The organism is Chitinophaga eiseniae (genome assembly GCF_012641265.1).
Taxonomy (GTDB): Bacteria; Bacteroidota; Bacteroidia; order Chitinophagales; family Chitinophagaceae; genus Chitinophaga; species Chitinophaga eiseniae_A.
This window is the reverse complement of sequence record NZ_JABAHZ010000003.1, coordinates 47,490-63,448: the sequence shown is the minus strand read 5'-3', so window position 1 is coordinate 63,448 and position 15,959 is coordinate 47,490. Positions and strand designations below refer to the sequence as shown.

Genomic DNA, 15,959 nt, shown 5'->3' with positions numbered 1-15,959 from the left:
GTTGTATGCACTAAAATACGGGAATATTTTTTATTGGTTACGGCTTAACTGGCAACTGCTACCTGGTGACGGCCAGCCACCGGCAGGTGTGCAATGGTGGCAGCTCCAAAGTAAGATGGTGCCTGGTGATTAAACTGCAGGTAGTCCTGTATAAACATCGCCTGGTTGTAGTAGGCGGTAGTAGCCACCGGTGATTGCCATTCGGGCAAATTCAGCTGCCGCAGCGCGCTGAGGGCCGTTTTATACCGGATCATACGGGCATATAATTGCGGAGGAATACCTACGATAGTACTGAAAATGCGTTCCAGCGTGGGACGGGAGAGATCGTAGCGGGCCGACAGCTCTTCTACGCTCACATTGCCCTGCATAATCAGCATATAATCTACCATATCATCTACTTCCCGGAGGGTGCAGTCGCGTATAGCCAGCGCTTTGATACAGGCTTCGTCCAGCAGGGATTCTATCTCCCTGGGATCCGTTACCTGTTTTAAGGCAGCCGATAGTTCCTGCCAGCCGGGTTGCCCGGTTATGGCCAGGTTGCGGTAATAGTTGGTGAAACCAGCTACTTCCAGTCCCAGTAAACGGTAACACCCATATGCATTTAACTGCACTACGGCCACTTTTACCGGTCCCTGTACCTGTAGCTGACAAGCGCAGGTGAGGTGCCCGAGTACCGCATTGGCAGGCAGTGTAAATGCCTTGTGGTTGGTAGGTTTGATTTCAGCTTTACCCTCCAGGATAAATACCATGTACTGATCGCCCAGGGCAAATAAATTCTGTGGCAGCTGGATAATACCACGGGTATCATCTTCCCAGAAATAATACTGCTTTACAAAAGGACGAAGTGCATCCGCGGGATGACAGATATGGAAGTTCATAGGTACAATAATGAAGTGTGTTTAAGGATATCGCTATCGCTGCAAGTCACACCATACGCTAAAGTGGCGATGTTGTTGTAAATATATGTTAAATATTTTATATTAAGAAAAATGTTTTTAACTAAAAAGGGGAGAAAGCGCCGGCTTTCTCCCCTTTTTAGTATTACCAGTGATGGTTACTGTTGCAGATCCCAGCCCCAGTTAATTCCTTTTTCGGTAGCAGGTACGCCGCTTTCCAGCCATTGTGGGGCAGGTGCTCCCTGGAGGAAGTGGTCGAAAAACTGCTGCTCCCGGCGCTGTATATCTTTACGGTTCTGGCGTTGTACCAGGTTATGTGCTTCGTTGTTATAGTTGAGCAGCCAAACGGGTTTGCCCAAACGGCGTAAGCCGGTAAACAGCTCAATGCCCTGATACCAGGGTACGGCCCCATCGGCATCGTTGGCCATAATAGCGATTGGCGTGGTAACGCGCGGGAGGCTGAACAGCGGGGAATTTTCCAGGTACAGTGCTGTTTTATCCCATAAGGTAGCACCGATACGGCTCTGGGAATGTTCATATTGAAACTGCCTGTTCATCCCGCTTTCCCAACGGATGCCGCCATAGGCGCTGGTCATGTTGGCGACCGGAGCGCCCGCCCAGGCGGCTTTAAACAGGTTGGTTTGTGTAACCAGGTAAGCTACCTGGTAGCCACCCCAGCTCTGCCCCTGTATACCCATGTTTTTGCCATCGGCCCAGGGTTGTTTGGCCAGGTTTTCCGCGGCGCTCACAATGTAATCGTAGGCGCTTTTACCGGGATATCCGTCTTCATAGCTGATATCCGGTGCAAACACGAGGTAACCGCGACTCACAAAGAAAGAGATATTCAGACGGGAAGGCGTTGGGGCAGGGGCCTGGTAACTGTACAGTCCGTCGGTTAACTTCTCATAGAAGTAAAAGATCACCGGGTATTTTTTAGTACTATCGAAGTTTTCCGGTTTGTAGAGAATACCTTCTGCAGGTTTGCCACTAAAGGTGCTCCACTTGTAGAGGGAAGCGGTACCCCAGTTGTAGCTTTGTTGCTGTGGGTTGGTATGACTCAGCTGCGTAGCTTTTGCTATCTCTTCGCCGGCATATACATCGGGCGACATTTCATAGCGGCTTTTTACGAAAGTGAATACAGGTGCGGTTTTAGCCCGCTGCAGATCAGCATAGGCATAAGGGCCGAGCACCACTTGCTGAGGCGCTTTAAGTTTTTGGCTCTTAGGATAATCCTGTACGTAGAAGCCATTGTACTTCGTGTTTTCCTGGAAGGCGGAATATACCAGCGGTGTGCTGCCGGGGATATATTTCAGGTCGGCATTGAGCCGGAGGTAACGAAGACGGATCTTTTCCTTGCGGCCCAGCCCCTGTGTGAAATTGGAAGGCGCTTCTTTTCCGGAAGGGTCTACTTTCCATACATCGTACCGGTCGTATATCAGCAGACCGGCGTCGTTGGCGAGCCATCCGGCGATACCGTAAGCTTCAGGCGCATCCGGGTGATCGTCTTCCTCATCGTATACTTTGGTGGGAATTCCCTGGCTGATGTTCACTATAGCGCCGGTAGTATTGTTGTAGCTAAACCAGTTTTTGTTAGCCAGGTCGTACCAGATAATATATTTTCCGTTGGGAGAAATAGCCAGCTGGCCATCCAGTTTTTCTATAATCTTTTTGCGGGTGCCCTTGCTGATATCCAGGAGGTACGCGGTTTTCAGGGTGCGGCCTACCCATTGCAGGGGAATCCGTTCGCCACTATCCGTATAGCCGAGCGCGTTAGTACTGTTTTCTTCTGCCGGAAAGAGTACGGTTTCCAGGTCTTTACCGCCCAGCTGTACCAGTTGTTTGGTGGCCAGGTGGTATACGGCTGCATAGCTTCTCTTCAGTTCCTTGTCCGCATTTTTCAGCTGCATAGGTTGCAGGTAGTCGTCTTTATAGTTCCAGATATCTACTTTGGCTACTTCAAAATCCACCAGGTTGGTGTCTTTCACGGGCAGTATGGGCGCGGTGCCGAAAAACAGGTGTTGGCCGTCTTTGCTGAAGCCCAGCGTGGCATTGGGACTGATGGTCCAGTTGGCCGGGATACCGTGACTGCTTTTATCGGCAATCACCGCAGCGCTGTCTTGTCCGGGTTTGAAGTAGTATAGTTTAAAGAAAGGCTGCAGGGCTTTTTCGGCATCGGCAGTAGCCACCCAGGTGGCTTGTTCTCCTTTCTCGTCGAAGGCAAACTGCTTATAGTCGGTGTTGCCCTGACTGAGTGTATCCGCTTTCCTGGTGGCGGTATGCCAGAGCAGTACAGCGTTGCGGGAGAGAGAATCTTTTTTGTCGGCGCCGGTTTCTACCAGCAGTTGGTTACCAGGTTTACTGAAGGCGTATTCTTTCACGTGTTTTACGCTGTCCTGCAAGCCGGTGAGCAGCTGACGGATCACGAGGGTACCACTTTCTGTACTGGCGTTGCCGGTTTTGTCGTCGTCGGCCCTGTCGTTGTCGCTGGCAGCGGTTTTTTTATTGCCTTTGGCCTTGCTGGTATCCGCGGGTGTATCTTGCAGGAAGGCGAGTATGCCGCTGCCTTTTTCCGGTGTTTTAAAAGATTTTACGGAAGATATTTTCAGGATACCGGGTTGACCGAGTGCGATGATGGCCATAGAATCTTTGGGCATTTCGGCCGCTTTCTTCTTTTTGATTTTGGCCTCGCGGGTATCTTTAAACGGAGGTTTGATGCTGCAAACCAGGTAGCGGGCATCCTCTGTGATAACGGGACTGCTGCCTCTTGGAATGATGGTTGACTGGCCGGTCTTACGGTCATAGATAAACAGGTTGCCATCTCCCTCCTGTGGTATTACTGTATATACCACCCATTGCCCGTTGTTGCTGATCAGTTTAGCCCCAATACTTTGCCAGCTGTCGTAAACGCTGTGGTCCAGCGGCTTTTTGGCAGGTTGTTGTGCATAGGTAACGAGGGTTGCTCCCAGAAGGGACAACCCCAAAAAAGCTTTTCTCATAAGCGCTAAAGTAATTAATCCAACGCTCAATGTACAAAAATACGCCTGATTATCTAGTGAGAAACGTTATCAGCGGCTGTTTTCCCCTTTGCTACGCGCAACATTTGGAGTCCAACGGAAAGGATGATACAGCCTAGCCCGGCATAGAAAGCATTGTTGAGGAACTTGTTTTCATGGAACAATACAAAAGCCATTACGATGCTGTATACCGGTTCCAGGTTGAAGCACAGATTGACGGTGAACGGCGATATTTTTTTCAGTGCATTCATGCTCAGCAGGTACATGAGCACGGTGCAGAACCAGGCCAGTACCAGGAGATAGAGAAAATCCATACCGGAGGGCAGGAGGGTATTTACGGGCGAGAAGTGCAGGTACAGGGGCAGGGCCATGGTCAGCACTACGAAGCCGGTAGACAGTTCATAGAACGTGATGGTGGAGGTATCGAACCGTTTGATGAGCCGTTTATTGAACACCGTGAACAAGGCGGCAAACATAGCGGAGATAATGCCCAGGATGATCCCGAAGCGGTATTGGGTATCGAAATGAAAGATGAGCAGGATACCTGCCAGCGTAAGCAGGCTAAGGAGCATTTCTGCTACATCGAAGCGGCGCCGGTTGATCAGCGGATCGAAGATGGCGGTAAAGAGGCTGGTGAGTGAAAAGCAGACTACCCCGATAGATACGTTGGAGTACTTGATACTGCCATAGAAGAATAGCCAGTGCAGGGCAACCACCACGCCGGTGGCGCCTATGGGGAGAATATCTTTCCAGGGGAGTTTTTTAAAGGTGCCCTGGAGGCGGAATAATACGTATAAAGTAACCGATGTAAGTAAGAGCCGGTACCACACTAGTAATCCCTCGTTTAAGGTGATTAATTTTCCCAAAATACCGGTAAATCCAGCTAAAAATACAGAGAAATGTAGCTGGAGAAATGCTTTTTTCATGACCCCATTTAATGTATTTAGGGATTTGTTCCTTTTCATACCTGGATATAAAAAGGAGCAAATCCCTAAACGCTATGCAATTATTAGATTAAGTTAGTTCTGCACCCGTCGTTTATAGTTGCGGAAGAGGCTTTGCCATTGTATTTTCAGGACCCCCAGGATACCTTCTTTCACAATGCCTTTGCTCATTTTTGAGTATCCCTCTTTCCTGTCTTTGAAGGTGATGGACACTTCCTTGATTTTGAAGCCCAGTTTCCAGGCGGTAAATTTCATTTCGATCTGGAAGGCGTAGCCTACAAACTGTATCTGGTCGAGGTTGATGGCTTCCAGTACGGTATTGCGGTAGCATACGAATCCGGCGGTGGGATCTTTCACCGGCATCCAGGTGATCATACCCACATAGATGGAGGCGCCATAAGACAATACAGCACGGTCCCAGGGCCAGTTTTCGGTTTTACCGCCTTTTACATAGCGGGAACCTACTGCTACGTCTGCCCCTTCTTTGGCGCAGGCGTCGTACAGGCGTACCAGGTCTTTGGGATTGTGCGAGAAATCGGCATCCATTTCAAAGATATACTGGTAACCTTTAGCCAGGGCCCATTTGAAGCCATGGATATAAGCTGTACCAAGACCTTGTTTGCCGGATCTTTCTTCCAGGAATAATTCATTGGGATGTTGCTGTTGTAAAGATTTTACAATAGCGCCGGTACCGTCGGGTGATCCGTCATCCACAATGAGTACATGAAAGTTCTCCTGTAAGGAAAATACTGCGTCAATGATGTTCCGGATGTTATCCTTTTCATTGTACGTAGGAATGATAACGAGCTTTTCCAATTCCTGAGATAATATTTTTGGACTGCGAAAATAATTCAATTCCGCCGCAAGATATGATCTTCAGCGTTAACATTACATTTTTTTTAACATCATATTATGGAAGATCTCTGACAGTTTTTGTTTTGTATTGAGCGGGAAATCGGCTTTCATCATCCAGTCGTAATATTGTGGTTCGGCCTTGAGCACTTCTCTGACGGAGCGGCCCTTGTATTTTCCGAAGTTGAAAACCTCTTGTCCACCCTGCATTACAAGGCGTCTGGCGAAGTCGATATAGTCTTCTTCTTTGGTGAATTCCGCGAGGGCATCCACATCTTGCTGCAGGTGTTCATAGCGTCCGAGCTGGGCTTCCAGTATTTCGTAGGTGGCCAGAGCGTCGGCTTCTGCGCTGTGGGCGTTTTCCAGTTGTTTATCACAATAGAACTTATAGGCAGCGGCGAGGGTACGTTTTTCCATGAGGTGGAAAATCCGCTGTACATCTACGAATTTACGTTTGCTGATGTCGAATTCAACGCTGGCGCGGAGGAATTCTTCTACCAGCAGGGGGATATCGAAGCGATTGGAATTGTAACCGGCGAGGTCGCAATTGTCCATAAATTGTTTGAGTTCATGTGCCGCCTGTTTAAAGGTGGGGGCATCTTTCACATCTTCGTCCCTGATACCATGAATTGCTGTAGATCCTGCGGGGATCGGCATTCCGGGGTTAATACGTTTTACTTTGGACTGGGTTGTTTTGTCCGGAAATACTTTAATGATCGCAATTTCGATGATACGATCAGAAGCTACGTTAGTACCGGTAGTTTCGAGATCGATAACGGCCAGCGGCCTTTTGAGGAGCAAAGAAGGCATTATATATAATATTTATATTTTGTGATTGGGAGATTTAGTGATTGGGTAATAGTTCTTTCAGCTTGCTGAAATCGAGGCCGTCGTACGTGCCGGAGCTCATCAGGAGCAGGTTGGTGTCCTGGTATTGCTGGGCATGAAGGAAGGCTTCCAGGTTTTCCCGGTTGGAGAAAACGTGGAGGTCATTGCGGCCAAAGCGTTGCTTTACCAGTTCCGGCGCCAGGTCGGGCATTCTTTTAATTTCGAGGGCATGTTTGCTGTAGAACACAACAGCGATATCGGCGCTGTCTAATGCGCCCTGGTATTGCTCCAGGAAGTCAGCGTTGAGGCTGCTATAGGTATGGAGTTCCAGTACAGCGATGAGTTTCCGGTTGGGGAACTGGTGCCGGGTGGCTTCCATGGTGGCTTTTACCTTGGAAGGGGCATGCGCGAAATCGCGGTAAATGACGCCGTGTTCATTCTTCGCCACCAGTTCCAGTCGCTTTGCGGCGCCTTTGAAGCTGGCAATGGCGGCGAGAAATGCTTCATCGGAGAGTCCCAGCTGGTTGCATACCAGTTTGGCGGCGTGGAGGTTGAGCAGGTTATGATCCCCGAATACTTCCAGGCTGGCGTGGTGATCCCCGAAAAATACCTCAGTAACCCCATTGGTAATGCGGTGTTCCGGCAATGCGTAGGGGATCAGGGTGAGGTGTTGCCCGGTGGCGGTAACCAGGTTGGATAATTCGGCGTCAGTACTGTTATAAATCAGTACCTGTCCGGGTTCCATCTGGCGTATAAATATGGCAAATTGTTCTTTATAGATCTCGTAGGTGGGAAACACGTTGATATGATCCCATGCAATGCCGGTTAGTACGGCAATTTGCGGGTGGAGGAAATGAAATTTTGGTCTTTTTTCGATGGCGGAGGCGGGGTATTCGTCCGCTTCGCATACGATGACCGGGGCGTCTGTAATATTTACCGACTGGGCAAATCCTTCCAATTTGGCGCCTACGAGGTAGTCGAATGCCGTGTGCTGGTATTGGAGGGCATGCATGACCATGGCGGTGGTGGTGGTTTTGCCGTGGCTACCACCGATGGCTACCCGTGTTTTATTTTTACTTTCCTGGAAGATGTATTCCGGGAAGGAGTATATTTTGAGTTGTAATTCCCGGGCTTTAATCAGTTCGGGGTTGTCTTCCCGGGCGTGCATGCCGAGGATAACGGCGTTGAGGTCGGGCGTTATGCGCGTGGCGTCCCAGCCGGTATGGTCCGGCAAGATGCCTGCCAGCCGGAGGTTTGACAGTGCGGGTTCGAATATTTCGTCATCGCTGCCGGTCACCTGGTAGCCTTTATTTTTGAGCGCAATGGCCAGTTGATGCATTACGCTGCCGCCTATAGCAATAAAATGTACTTTTGTCATAACGCTGAATATTTTCGGGCTGCCCGAAAATGACATTGTTGTTTTTTTTAATGTATTTTCTATATTTGCAAAATAACGTCACAAAAGACGATTAAAAAAGTTGTCGTATCATAATTCCTGTGAAAAATTCGTTTTAGTTATAATATTTTAAATCTCCCAGTATGCAATCTTTTGTAAGAATTTTGGGCTACACCGGTATGGTTTGTATCTTTGCGCTTCTCTTAACGTCCTGCGCAACGCACCAGAAACTAGGATGTCCGATGAGAGGCATGGCGAAGACGCACGCGACAGCACCTAATAAAGCATGTTAAAAAATGAATTGGAAAACGTTAACCAGCGAGGAACAACTATCTGAGATCAATACTGCATCTGCTCATCAGCCGGTAGCTATTTTTAAGCACAGCACGCGTTGTTCTATCAGTTCGATGGCAAAAGCGAGATTGGAACGGGCAGGTGAGCCGGCAGGGTTAACGTTTTACTACCTGGACTTACTGTCTTACCGTCCAATATCTGATAAAATCGCCGCACTATACCAGGTACCTCACGAATCTCCACAGGTACTGCTGATCCGTAATGGCGTTTGCATTTACAATGAGAGTCATAGTGGCATCCTGATGGATGAAATTACTGACCAGGCAGGGTTATAATCTTCCGGTTTTATAAAGAACTGTCACCCGGTAACGGATAATAGGCTAGCTTTGTGTCATCAACAGCATAGCCAATGAAACATCGTATAGTAGTAGCAGTTACCGGGGCAAGTGGTTCCATCTATGCCCGACAGTTGTTACAAAAGCTACAGGCTGCGCAGGCGCAGCTGGACCAGGTAGCCGTTGTAATGACCGAAAATGCCAAGACTGTATGGGAAACAGAACTGAGAGACGAAGATTATAAGCAATTGCCTTTCCGCTTTTATACCCAACAGGATTTCCATGCACCTTTTGCTTCCGGCTCCGGGAGGTTTAATACCATGATTATTTGCCCTTGTTCTATGGGTACGCTGGGGCGTATTGCTACCGGTATTTCGAACGACCTGATCACCCGCGCCGCAGACGTGGTATTAAAAGAGCGGCGGAAACTGATTTGCGTGGTCAGGGAAACGCCCTATAACCTGGTACATATTAAGAACATGGAAGCGGTAACGATGGCCGGTGGCATCATTTGCCCGGCTACGCCTTCGTTTTACAGCGTGCCTGCCACCCTCGAAGAAATGGCGGCCACCGTGGTAGACCGGATCATTGACCTGGCGGGTATAGAACAACAAACCTTCCGCTGGGGTAGTGATAATAAAGAGGATTAATTATCTTAGCCGTATTCATCAATTTTATAACCATTATCATGCAAATAGCTATTATTAACGGGCCTAACTTAAACCTGCTCGGGAAGCGTGAAACAGGCATTTACGGCAGTGAATCTTTCGAACAATATTTTAAGCACCTGCAAAGACATTTCCCCGACATCACTTTTACTTACTACCAAAGCAATGTAGAAGGGGAACTGGTCAACTATCTGCATGAAGTGGGTTTTTCCTATGATGGTGTCCTGCTTAACGCGGGCGCCTATACGCATACTTCCGTTGCCATCCGGGATGCTATTGCAGGGATCAAAACACCGGTGCTGGAAATCCATATCAGCAACGTATATGCCCGGGAAGAATTCCGGCATACCTCCCTGATTGCGCCTAAGTGCGTAGGCTGTATCTGTGGCCTGGGTTTGAAGGGGTACCAGTTGGGAGTGGAGTATTTTGTGATTGATTAGTACGCGAATAAGATAACACGCAAAGAAGCGAAGGAGCAAAGACGCAAAGAGATAATAAATTCTTTTGTGTGTTTGCTCCTTCGCTTCTCTGCGTGTAAATCGTTTTTTTGTTTATTCCCTTGAAATACATATACTTGCAGCGCTCGAAATAATCAATATTTTCATCACCATTATCCAGAAAACCACTTCTATGAAACACTATCACCTCAATGGTCAGGCGCTGCTGACGCTCTTTTTAATGGCCGCTCTCGTTTTTACAGGTTGTAAAAAAAATGATGACCCAATACCACCGCCTACCCCCAGCTTAGCACAGTTGTATGCCCAGGCCGTACAGGATGCCATGGTGGCGGATAGCAGCGAAATTACCGATCAGCTGTGGCCCATTACGCCCACCAACCCGGATTTGCAATGGAAAACTATCAATGGGCAGTCGTATGTGCTGATGGGCACCTTTATGCGTTATCCTTCCAGCTACCCAGCCGGCGACTCCATTACCACGGTTTGGGGGGATGCCTGGCTGTTTATTCCCAAACAGATGAAAAACAAGATTGGTCCTTCTTTTACGGCCAGTTCCGATACCATTCAACGTATTTGCCAGCTGTTAGGACTTCCACCAGTGAATGCCAAAACTAATACGCATATATCCACTATGTGGGTAAAGGCTGATCGCCTGTACCGGCCGGCCGGCAACCCGGCGATCGACACCAAAACTACCGGCCCTGTGCTGGTGGGCAGTGTGTCGGCCGACTATACCACCTGGTTTAACAACTACATTATTTTCGCTTATTATCGCCCGCTTACCGCCGCTACGGATTATCACTACCCCTGGACACGGATGGGATATACTTACGATTGGGCGCCGGGCGCCAAGCATGTGGGATTGAGCGAGTATGTGATGCAGCCTAATTCAGGCGCCTGGGTAGAGCAGACCACCAGGGCGCAGGATTTCTTTAAGAACTAATGTCACGCAAAGTAATAAAGAAGCAAAGCCGCAAAGATATTATCCTTTGCGGCTTTGCTTCTTTATTACTTTGCGTGATTACAAATACTGAAAATTCGTCTTAGGGGTAATATTCAGCAGGGTATGATAAATAAGCTGGATGGTATTCTCGATATCATCTTTCTTCACCATTTCCACGGTAGTGTGCATATAGCGGAGTGGAAGGCTGATGAGGGCAGAAGGCGTACCATCATTGCTGTACGCAAAAGCGTCGGTATCGGTGCCGGTGCTGCGGCTTACGGCGTGCAGCTGGTGCGGGATATCGTTCTTTTTAGCTGTTTTGATGATCAGGTCGCGGAGAATGTTGTGTACCGCCGGACCGTAGGTGATGCTGGGACCATTGCCACATTTGATTTCTCCTTCGATGTTTTTATTGATCATCGGTGTGGTAGTATCGTGGGTCACATCGGTAATGATGGCCACATTGGGTTTAATGCGTTTGGCAATCATTTCTGCGCCCCTTAAACCTACTTCTTCCTGCACGGCGTTGACGATATAAAGACCGAAAGGCAGCTCCTGTTTCTTTTCTTTCAGCAGGCGGGCTACTTCTGCAATCATGAAACCGCCGATACGGTTATCTATGGCGCGGCAGATATAGTAGTCGTAGTTTAGCTCTTCAAATCCATCTTCAAAAGTACATACACAACCCACGTGGATGCCCAGGTCTTCTACTTCTTTACGGGAACGGGCGCCACAGTCGAGGAAGATATTTTCTACTTTAGGTTGTGGTTCTTTGCCGTCTCCGCTGCGAATGCGGGTATGTATGGCGGGCCAGCCGAATACAGCCTTTACCACGCCTTTTTCTGTATGGATATTTACTCTCTTGGAGGGAGCAATCTGTTGATCGGAGCCACCATTGCGGATAACGTAGATCAGCCCTTCCGGTGAGATATAGTTTACAAACCAGGAAATTTCATCGGCATGTGCTTCAATGACTACCTTAAAAGGCGCCTTAGGATTGATAACACCCACCGCGGAGCCATAGGCATCTACGAAGTGTTCGTCGATATAAGGCGTAAGATATTTCAACCAGAGTTTTTGTCCTTCTTTTTCAAAGCCGGTCGGAGAAGGGTTATTCAGGTAATTGGCGAGGAATGCCAGTGATTCCTTGGTAAATATTGATTTCTGTTTTTTAGACATAATGTTCCAGATTGAGACCGGACAAATGTAAGGAAAATAGCTTTTTAGAGATTACCCAGCAGGTATAACAATGCAGATAGCGCCATAAATCCATCGAGTACGAAATAGAAGAGGTAGTCAGAGTCGGTATGCTGCGCTTTACGCGTGATGAGGGCGGTAGTAATCACCGGTACCATCAACGTCATGATGGCGGGCAGGGTGGAGAAGGGGCCCATGAGTCCTGCTGATACCGCTGCCATGAGCAAAGAGAAATAGTATAGCCTGTTGAGATTTTTTTCGTCAAGGAAGGTGATCAGGCTGCGGATGCCTTCTTTTTTATCGGATTCCAGGTCGCGGTAGTCGAACAAAATGCAGATGGCATAAATCAGGAAGAAGCGGTGGAGGGAGAGGAATACCAGGGCTTCTACCTGGAATTTGCAGGCTACCAATGCAGGCAATACGGTAGTAACATACGTCCATACAAACGTCAGGAACAGGGTTTTGCCGATGGCTATTTTGCTGAGCCAGCGGAAAGCAGCATGAGGTACTTTAGGTGCTGAATAGAGGAAGGTAAGGATAGCGCTGCCGGAGAGCACCAGCCAATGTTCCCTGAGTTGCCAGAAGAACCAGAGCGAGCCGATAGCGCCAACGCCACAGAGCAGGAGCATAAGGATACGGTGCCGGTTGCCCCAGCGGATCCTTTCCGAAGACGAATAGGTGCCGGGAGTAAGGTACCAGTGGAAGTTATAGCTGCAGATCGTGGAAAAGAAAACAAAGAGATAGAAGGTATTTTCCGGGTATTGAAGGTCCAGCAGTCGATTGGTTTGCCAGATCATCAATAGTGCGCACAGCGAAATATAGATCGATGTGAAAAGGATAAAGTTGAAAATTTGTCGAAACATAGTAACGGGTGTGCTTTTAACTATCGGCGGCTGGCAATGGGAGGTACTGCCAACCGCTGATGCCCAGCTACTACAAAGGTATGTTGCCGTGTTTTTTTCTCGGCATATTTACCACTTTATTTTCCAGCATTTTGAATGCTTTGATCAGTTTGATCCTGGTTTGATCCGGGGAGATTACTTCATCGATATATCCTTTTTCTGCTGCCAGGTAAGGGTTCGCGAATCGTTCCGTATAATCGGCCACCAGCTCGTTCATGCGTGTTTCCGGATCGGGGGCGGTATCAATTTCTTTTTTGAAGATGATTTCTACTGCACCTTTAGCGCCCATTACGGCGATTTCGGCCTGGGGGAAGGCAAAGTTGAGGTCGGCCCCGATATGTTTGGAGTTCATCACGCAGTAGGCGCCGCCATAGGCTTTGCGGGTGGTGACGGTCAATTTGGGTACTGTAGCCTCACTGAGTGCGTACAGTAATTTGGCGCCGTTGGTGATGATACCATTCCATTCCTGGTCGGTGCCGGGGAGGAAGCCGGGTACATCTACCAGTACCAGCAGGGGCACGTTGAAGGCATCGCAGAAGCGGGTAAAGCGGGCGCCTTTCACAGAGGCATGTATATCGAGTACGCCGGCGAGGTGCGCTGGCTGGTTGGCCACGATACCGATGCTTCTGCCGGCAATGCGGGCAAAGCCTACGATCATGTTTTCTGCAAAGTCTTTGTGTACTTCGAAGAAGCTGCCCTTATCCACGATTTGTTCAATAGCCTCTTTCATATCGTAGGGCTGATTGGGATGCAGCGGGATCAGGGTGTTGAGGGCTTCCCTGCGTTCGTTGCCCGGTTCGTAAGGGTATACGGGGGCAGTTTCTTCGCAGTTTTGCGGAACATAGCTCAGCAGTTGTTTTACATATTGTATGCATTCCACCTCGTTGGCGCAGGCGAAGTGGGTAACGCCGCTTTTGGCGGCATGGGTTTGGGCGCCGCCCAGCTCTTCCGAGGTCACTTCTTCATGGGTAACGGTCTTTACCACGTTAGGACCGGTCACAAACATATAGGAGGTTTGTTCCACCATGAGGATAAAGTCGGTGATAGCGGGAGAGTATACGGCTCCGCCGGCGCAGGGGCCCATGATAGCGGATATCTGGGGGATAACGCCGGAGGCCCTGGTGTTGCGGTAAAAGATATCGGCATAGCCACCCAGGCTTACCACGCCTTCCTGGATGCGGGCGCCTCCGCTGTCGTTGAGCCCGATGATGGGCGCGCCGTTTTGCATGGCCAGGTCCATAATTTTACAGATCTTACGGGCGTGGGGTTCGGAGAGGCTACCGCCGTAAACGGTAAAGTCCTGGGAAAATACGTAGGTAAGGCGTCCATTGATAGTACCATAACCGGTTACTACGCCATCGCCGAGGAATTGTTCCTGGTCGGCTGTCTGGCCCCGGTTGCGGTTCGTTACCAGCATATCCAGCTCTTCGAAGGAGCCTTCATCCATCAACAGCTGTATCCTTTCGCGGGCGGTAAGCTTACCCTTTTTATGCTGGGAGGCGATGCGTACTTCGCCGCCACCCAACATGGCTTCGGCTATCTTCGACTGTAATTCCTCTAATTTATCCATATGCTAGAAATGAGTAGTAAAACTAAAAATAAAAGGATTCCTTTATTAAAGGAATCCCTGCAATATCGTAAATGTAAGCTATTTTAGTTATTGTGCATTGTAAGGAATGCCCCTGGTACCAATGGTATCGCTAAAGTTCCCGGCATTATCCTTTATGAATACTACAAAGTGAATGCTGTCGTCTGCAATAAAGGGGTGTGATATTTTGAACTGGGTAGGCAGGAGGTTGATATATACATCGGCGTTGACGCTATTACCTTTATTGGCACCAATGCTGCCCATTTGTTTAATGGTATATAATGTATCGGATGTGCCAGAATTTCTATATCGAACGGCTATCCAGAGGGAGTCTTCTATATCGCCATCTCCATCCCGGACATTCATAATAACGCCCAGCTGTTGCGTGGTATTTGTAACACTATCCGCTGTATATCCTTTGAAGGAGAGAATAGGCTTGCTACCTATCTTATCTTTTTTACAGGCGTAAAGTAATCCAGCCACCAGGAACAAAAACAGAATTTTCTTCATAAAACAAACCTACATTAATTTAGGAAATATACAAATATTCAGCTATCTCTACCCTTCTTCCTAAAAACGTTTTTTCATGCCAATTGTTACTTACTGGCGTTAGATTTATTCTTCTCCCTAACTTTGTCAGATTTTAAAGCCAGCTATACATGACCGTGGTATCACCGGACACTATTTTTTCACTGCAGGACAACGGACTGGAAGCCGCTGCCCTGGAGCTTTTCCGTTACCAGTACCGGGAAAATGACCTGTACCGGGCTTATACGGATGCCTTGCGCATTGCACCGGCTTCCGTAAAAAGCATCCTGGAAATTCCTTATCTACCGATACAATTTTTCAAATCCCATACGGTGGTCAGCGGCACTTTTGAGCCGGAGCTGCTATTTGAGAGCAGCGGTACCACCCAAACGATCAACAGCCGCCACCTGGTGAAGGAATCCGCCATTTATACCCGTAGTTTCATGACGGCCTTCGAACAGTTTTATGGCCCGGTAGACGATTACGTGATCCTGGGATTGCTGCCTTCTTACCTGGAGCGGCAGCATTCATCACTGGTGAGGATGGTGCAGGAAATGGTGACCCGCAGCGACCATCCGGAGAGCGGCTTTTACCTGTATGAACATGATAAGTTGTATCACCAGCTACGGGCGCTGGAGGCCAGGGGACAGCGGGTATTGTTAATTGGGGTCACTTTCGGGCTGCTGGATTTTGCCGAGCAGTATACCCTGGATCTGCGCCATACCATTGTGATGGAAACTGGCGGGATGAAGGGACGCCGGGAGGAATGGACCCGCCAGGAAGTACATGCGTTCCTGCAGGAACGTTTGGGCGCTTCCGTTATTCATGCCGAATATGGGATGACCGAGCTATTGTCGCAGGCCTATTCCAAAGGGAATGGTTTGTTTGCTACCCCACCCTGGATGAAAATTTTGCTGAGAGATGAGAATGATCCGTTTCAGCTGAGCACGGGTAAAGGCGCCGGGGTCATTAATGTTATTGACCTGGCCAATATCCATTCCTGTGCCTTTATCGCCACCGAAGATATTGGACGCATACACGCCAATGGTTTGTTTGAAGTGCTGGGCCGATTGGATAATTCAGCGCTGAGAGGGTGCAGCCTGATGGTAAGTTGAA

At 48.7% G+C, this 15,959-nt stretch carries 15 protein-coding genes; 5 read left to right on the top strand and 10 right to left on the bottom strand.

Annotation, left to right across the window (positions count from 1 at the left end; genetic code table 11):
• Positions 1–44 precede the first annotated feature (44 nt).
• The 6 genes from HGH91_RS14085 to HGH91_RS14060 form a co-directional block, all read right to left on the bottom strand.
• A complete protein-coding gene (locus HGH91_RS14085) occupies positions 45–878 on the bottom strand; it encodes a DUF6597 domain-containing transcriptional factor (RefSeq protein ID WP_168739150.1) in 834 nt (277 codons plus the stop codon).
• 176 nt (positions 879–1,054) lie between these two features.
• Complete coding sequence (locus tag HGH91_RS14080) at positions 1,055–3,892, bottom strand: alpha/beta hydrolase family protein (RefSeq protein ID WP_168739148.1); 2,838 nt, start codon at positions 3,890–3,892, stop codon at positions 1,055–1,057.
• Positions 3,893–3,945: 53 nt separating this feature from the next.
• Positions 3,946–4,836: a DMT family transporter gene (locus HGH91_RS14075; protein ID WP_168739147.1), complete on the bottom strand. Its 891-nt coding sequence runs from the start codon at positions 4,834–4,836 to the stop codon at positions 3,946–3,948.
• A 93-nt stretch (positions 4,837–4,929) separates the two neighbouring features.
• Complete coding sequence (locus HGH91_RS14070) at positions 4,930–5,670, bottom strand: polyprenol monophosphomannose synthase (protein ID WP_145671248.1); 741 nt, start codon at positions 5,668–5,670, stop codon at positions 4,930–4,932.
• Positions 5,671–5,742: 72 nt separating this feature from the next.
• Complete coding sequence (locus HGH91_RS14065; protein ID WP_168739145.1) at positions 5,743–6,516, bottom strand: 3'-5' exonuclease; 774 nt, start codon at positions 6,514–6,516, stop codon at positions 5,743–5,745.
• Between the two features lie 34 nt (positions 6,517–6,550).
• Complete coding sequence (locus HGH91_RS14060; RefSeq protein WP_168739143.1) at positions 6,551–7,912, bottom strand: UDP-N-acetylmuramate--L-alanine ligase; 1,362 nt, start codon at positions 7,910–7,912, stop codon at positions 6,551–6,553.
• 314 nt (positions 7,913–8,226) lie between these two features.
• Between HGH91_RS14060 and ytxJ the strand changes: the two genes are divergently transcribed.
• The 4 genes from ytxJ to HGH91_RS14040 all read left to right on the top strand — a co-directional run bounded on the left by ytxJ (position 8,227) and on the right by HGH91_RS14040 (position 10,628).
• Positions 8,227–8,559 (top strand): bacillithiol system redox-active protein YtxJ, encoded by a 333-nt coding sequence (gene ytxJ, locus HGH91_RS14055; RefSeq protein WP_168739141.1) that lies wholly within the window; start codon positions 8,227–8,229, stop codon positions 8,557–8,559.
• Between the two features lie 74 nt (positions 8,560–8,633).
• Entirely contained in the window at positions 8,634–9,209 is a 576-nt protein-coding gene (locus tag HGH91_RS14050; RefSeq protein ID WP_168739139.1) for a UbiX family flavin prenyltransferase, read from the top strand.
• Positions 9,210–9,247: 38 nt separating this feature from the next.
• Positions 9,248–9,667: a type II 3-dehydroquinate dehydratase gene (gene aroQ / locus HGH91_RS14045; protein ID WP_168739137.1), complete on the top strand. Its 420-nt coding sequence runs from the start codon at positions 9,248–9,250 to the stop codon at positions 9,665–9,667.
• 190 nt (positions 9,668–9,857) lie between these two features.
• A complete protein-coding gene (locus tag HGH91_RS14040; RefSeq protein WP_168739135.1) occupies positions 9,858–10,628 on the top strand; it encodes a hypothetical protein in 771 nt (256 codons plus the stop codon).
• A gap of 78 nt (positions 10,629–10,706) precedes the next feature.
• Here the strand turns inward: HGH91_RS14040 and HGH91_RS14035 are convergent, their stop codons facing one another.
• The 4 genes from HGH91_RS14035 to HGH91_RS14020 form a co-directional block, all read right to left on the bottom strand.
• Entirely contained in the window at positions 10,707–11,807 is a 1,101-nt protein-coding gene (locus tag HGH91_RS14035) for a M42 family metallopeptidase (RefSeq protein ID WP_168739133.1), read from the bottom strand.
• Between the two features lie 44 nt (positions 11,808–11,851).
• Positions 11,852–12,688, bottom strand: coding sequence for a UbiA family prenyltransferase (locus tag HGH91_RS14030; protein ID WP_168739132.1), 837 nt, complete (start codon positions 12,686–12,688; stop codon positions 11,852–11,854).
• A gap of 70 nt (positions 12,689–12,758) precedes the next feature.
• The gene (locus tag HGH91_RS14025) at positions 12,759–14,297 is read right to left on the bottom strand and encodes an acyl-CoA carboxylase subunit beta (protein ID WP_168739130.1); all 1,539 of its coding nucleotides are present in this window, start codon (positions 14,295–14,297) and stop codon (positions 12,759–12,761) included.
• 87 nt (positions 14,298–14,384) lie between these two features.
• Entirely contained in the window at positions 14,385–14,825 is a 441-nt protein-coding gene (locus HGH91_RS14020) for a hypothetical protein (RefSeq protein ID WP_168739129.1), read from the bottom strand.
• A 149-nt stretch (positions 14,826–14,974) separates the two neighbouring features.
• On the opposite strand from HGH91_RS14020, the gene HGH91_RS14015 reads away from it, so the two are divergent.
• Entirely contained in the window at positions 14,975–15,958 is a 984-nt protein-coding gene (locus HGH91_RS14015; RefSeq protein ID WP_168739128.1) for an acyl transferase, read from the top strand.
• The last annotated feature ends 1 nt before the right edge of the window (position 15,959 follow it).

Excerpts from the sequence above, each read along its gene's own strand:
- HGH91_RS14065 (WP_168739145.1), bottom strand. The coding sequence starts at position 6,516 with ATGCCTTCTTTGCTCCTCAAAAGGCCGCTGGCCGTTATCGATCTCGAA.
- HGH91_RS14015 (WP_168739128.1), top strand. The coding sequence starts at position 14,975 with ATGACCGTGGTATCACCGGACACTATTTTTTCACTGCAGGACAACGGA.
- HGH91_RS14085 (WP_168739150.1), bottom strand. The coding sequence starts at position 878 with ATGAACTTCCATATCTGTCATCCCGCGGATGCACTTCGTCCTTTTGTA.
- HGH91_RS14035 (WP_168739133.1), bottom strand. The coding sequence starts at position 11,807 with ATGTCTAAAAAACAGAAATCAATATTTACCAAGGAATCACTGGCATTC.
- HGH91_RS14040 (WP_168739135.1), top strand. The coding sequence starts at position 9,858 with ATGAAACACTATCACCTCAATGGTCAGGCGCTGCTGACGCTCTTTTTA.
- HGH91_RS14020 (WP_168739129.1), bottom strand. The coding sequence starts at position 14,825 with ATGAAGAAAATTCTGTTTTTGTTCCTGGTGGCTGGATTACTTTACGCC.
- HGH91_RS14030 (WP_168739132.1), bottom strand. The coding sequence starts at position 12,688 with ATGTTTCGACAAATTTTCAACTTTATCCTTTTCACATCGATCTATATT.
- HGH91_RS14080 (WP_168739148.1), bottom strand. The coding sequence starts at position 3,892 with ATGAGAAAAGCTTTTTTGGGGTTGTCCCTTCTGGGAGCAACCCTCGTT.
- HGH91_RS14075 (WP_168739147.1), bottom strand. The coding sequence starts at position 4,836 with ATGAAAAAAGCATTTCTCCAGCTACATTTCTCTGTATTTTTAGCTGGA.
- HGH91_RS14060 (WP_168739143.1), bottom strand. The coding sequence starts at position 7,912 with ATGACAAAAGTACATTTTATTGCTATAGGCGGCAGCGTAATGCATCAA.
- aroQ (WP_168739137.1), top strand. The coding sequence starts at position 9,248 with ATGCAAATAGCTATTATTAACGGGCCTAACTTAAACCTGCTCGGGAAG.
- HGH91_RS14050 (WP_168739139.1), top strand. The coding sequence starts at position 8,634 with ATGAAACATCGTATAGTAGTAGCAGTTACCGGGGCAAGTGGTTCCATC.
- HGH91_RS14025 (WP_168739130.1), bottom strand. The coding sequence starts at position 14,297 with ATGGATAAATTAGAGGAATTACAGTCGAAGATAGCCGAAGCCATGTTG.
- ytxJ (WP_168739141.1), top strand. The coding sequence starts at position 8,227 with ATGAATTGGAAAACGTTAACCAGCGAGGAACAACTATCTGAGATCAAT.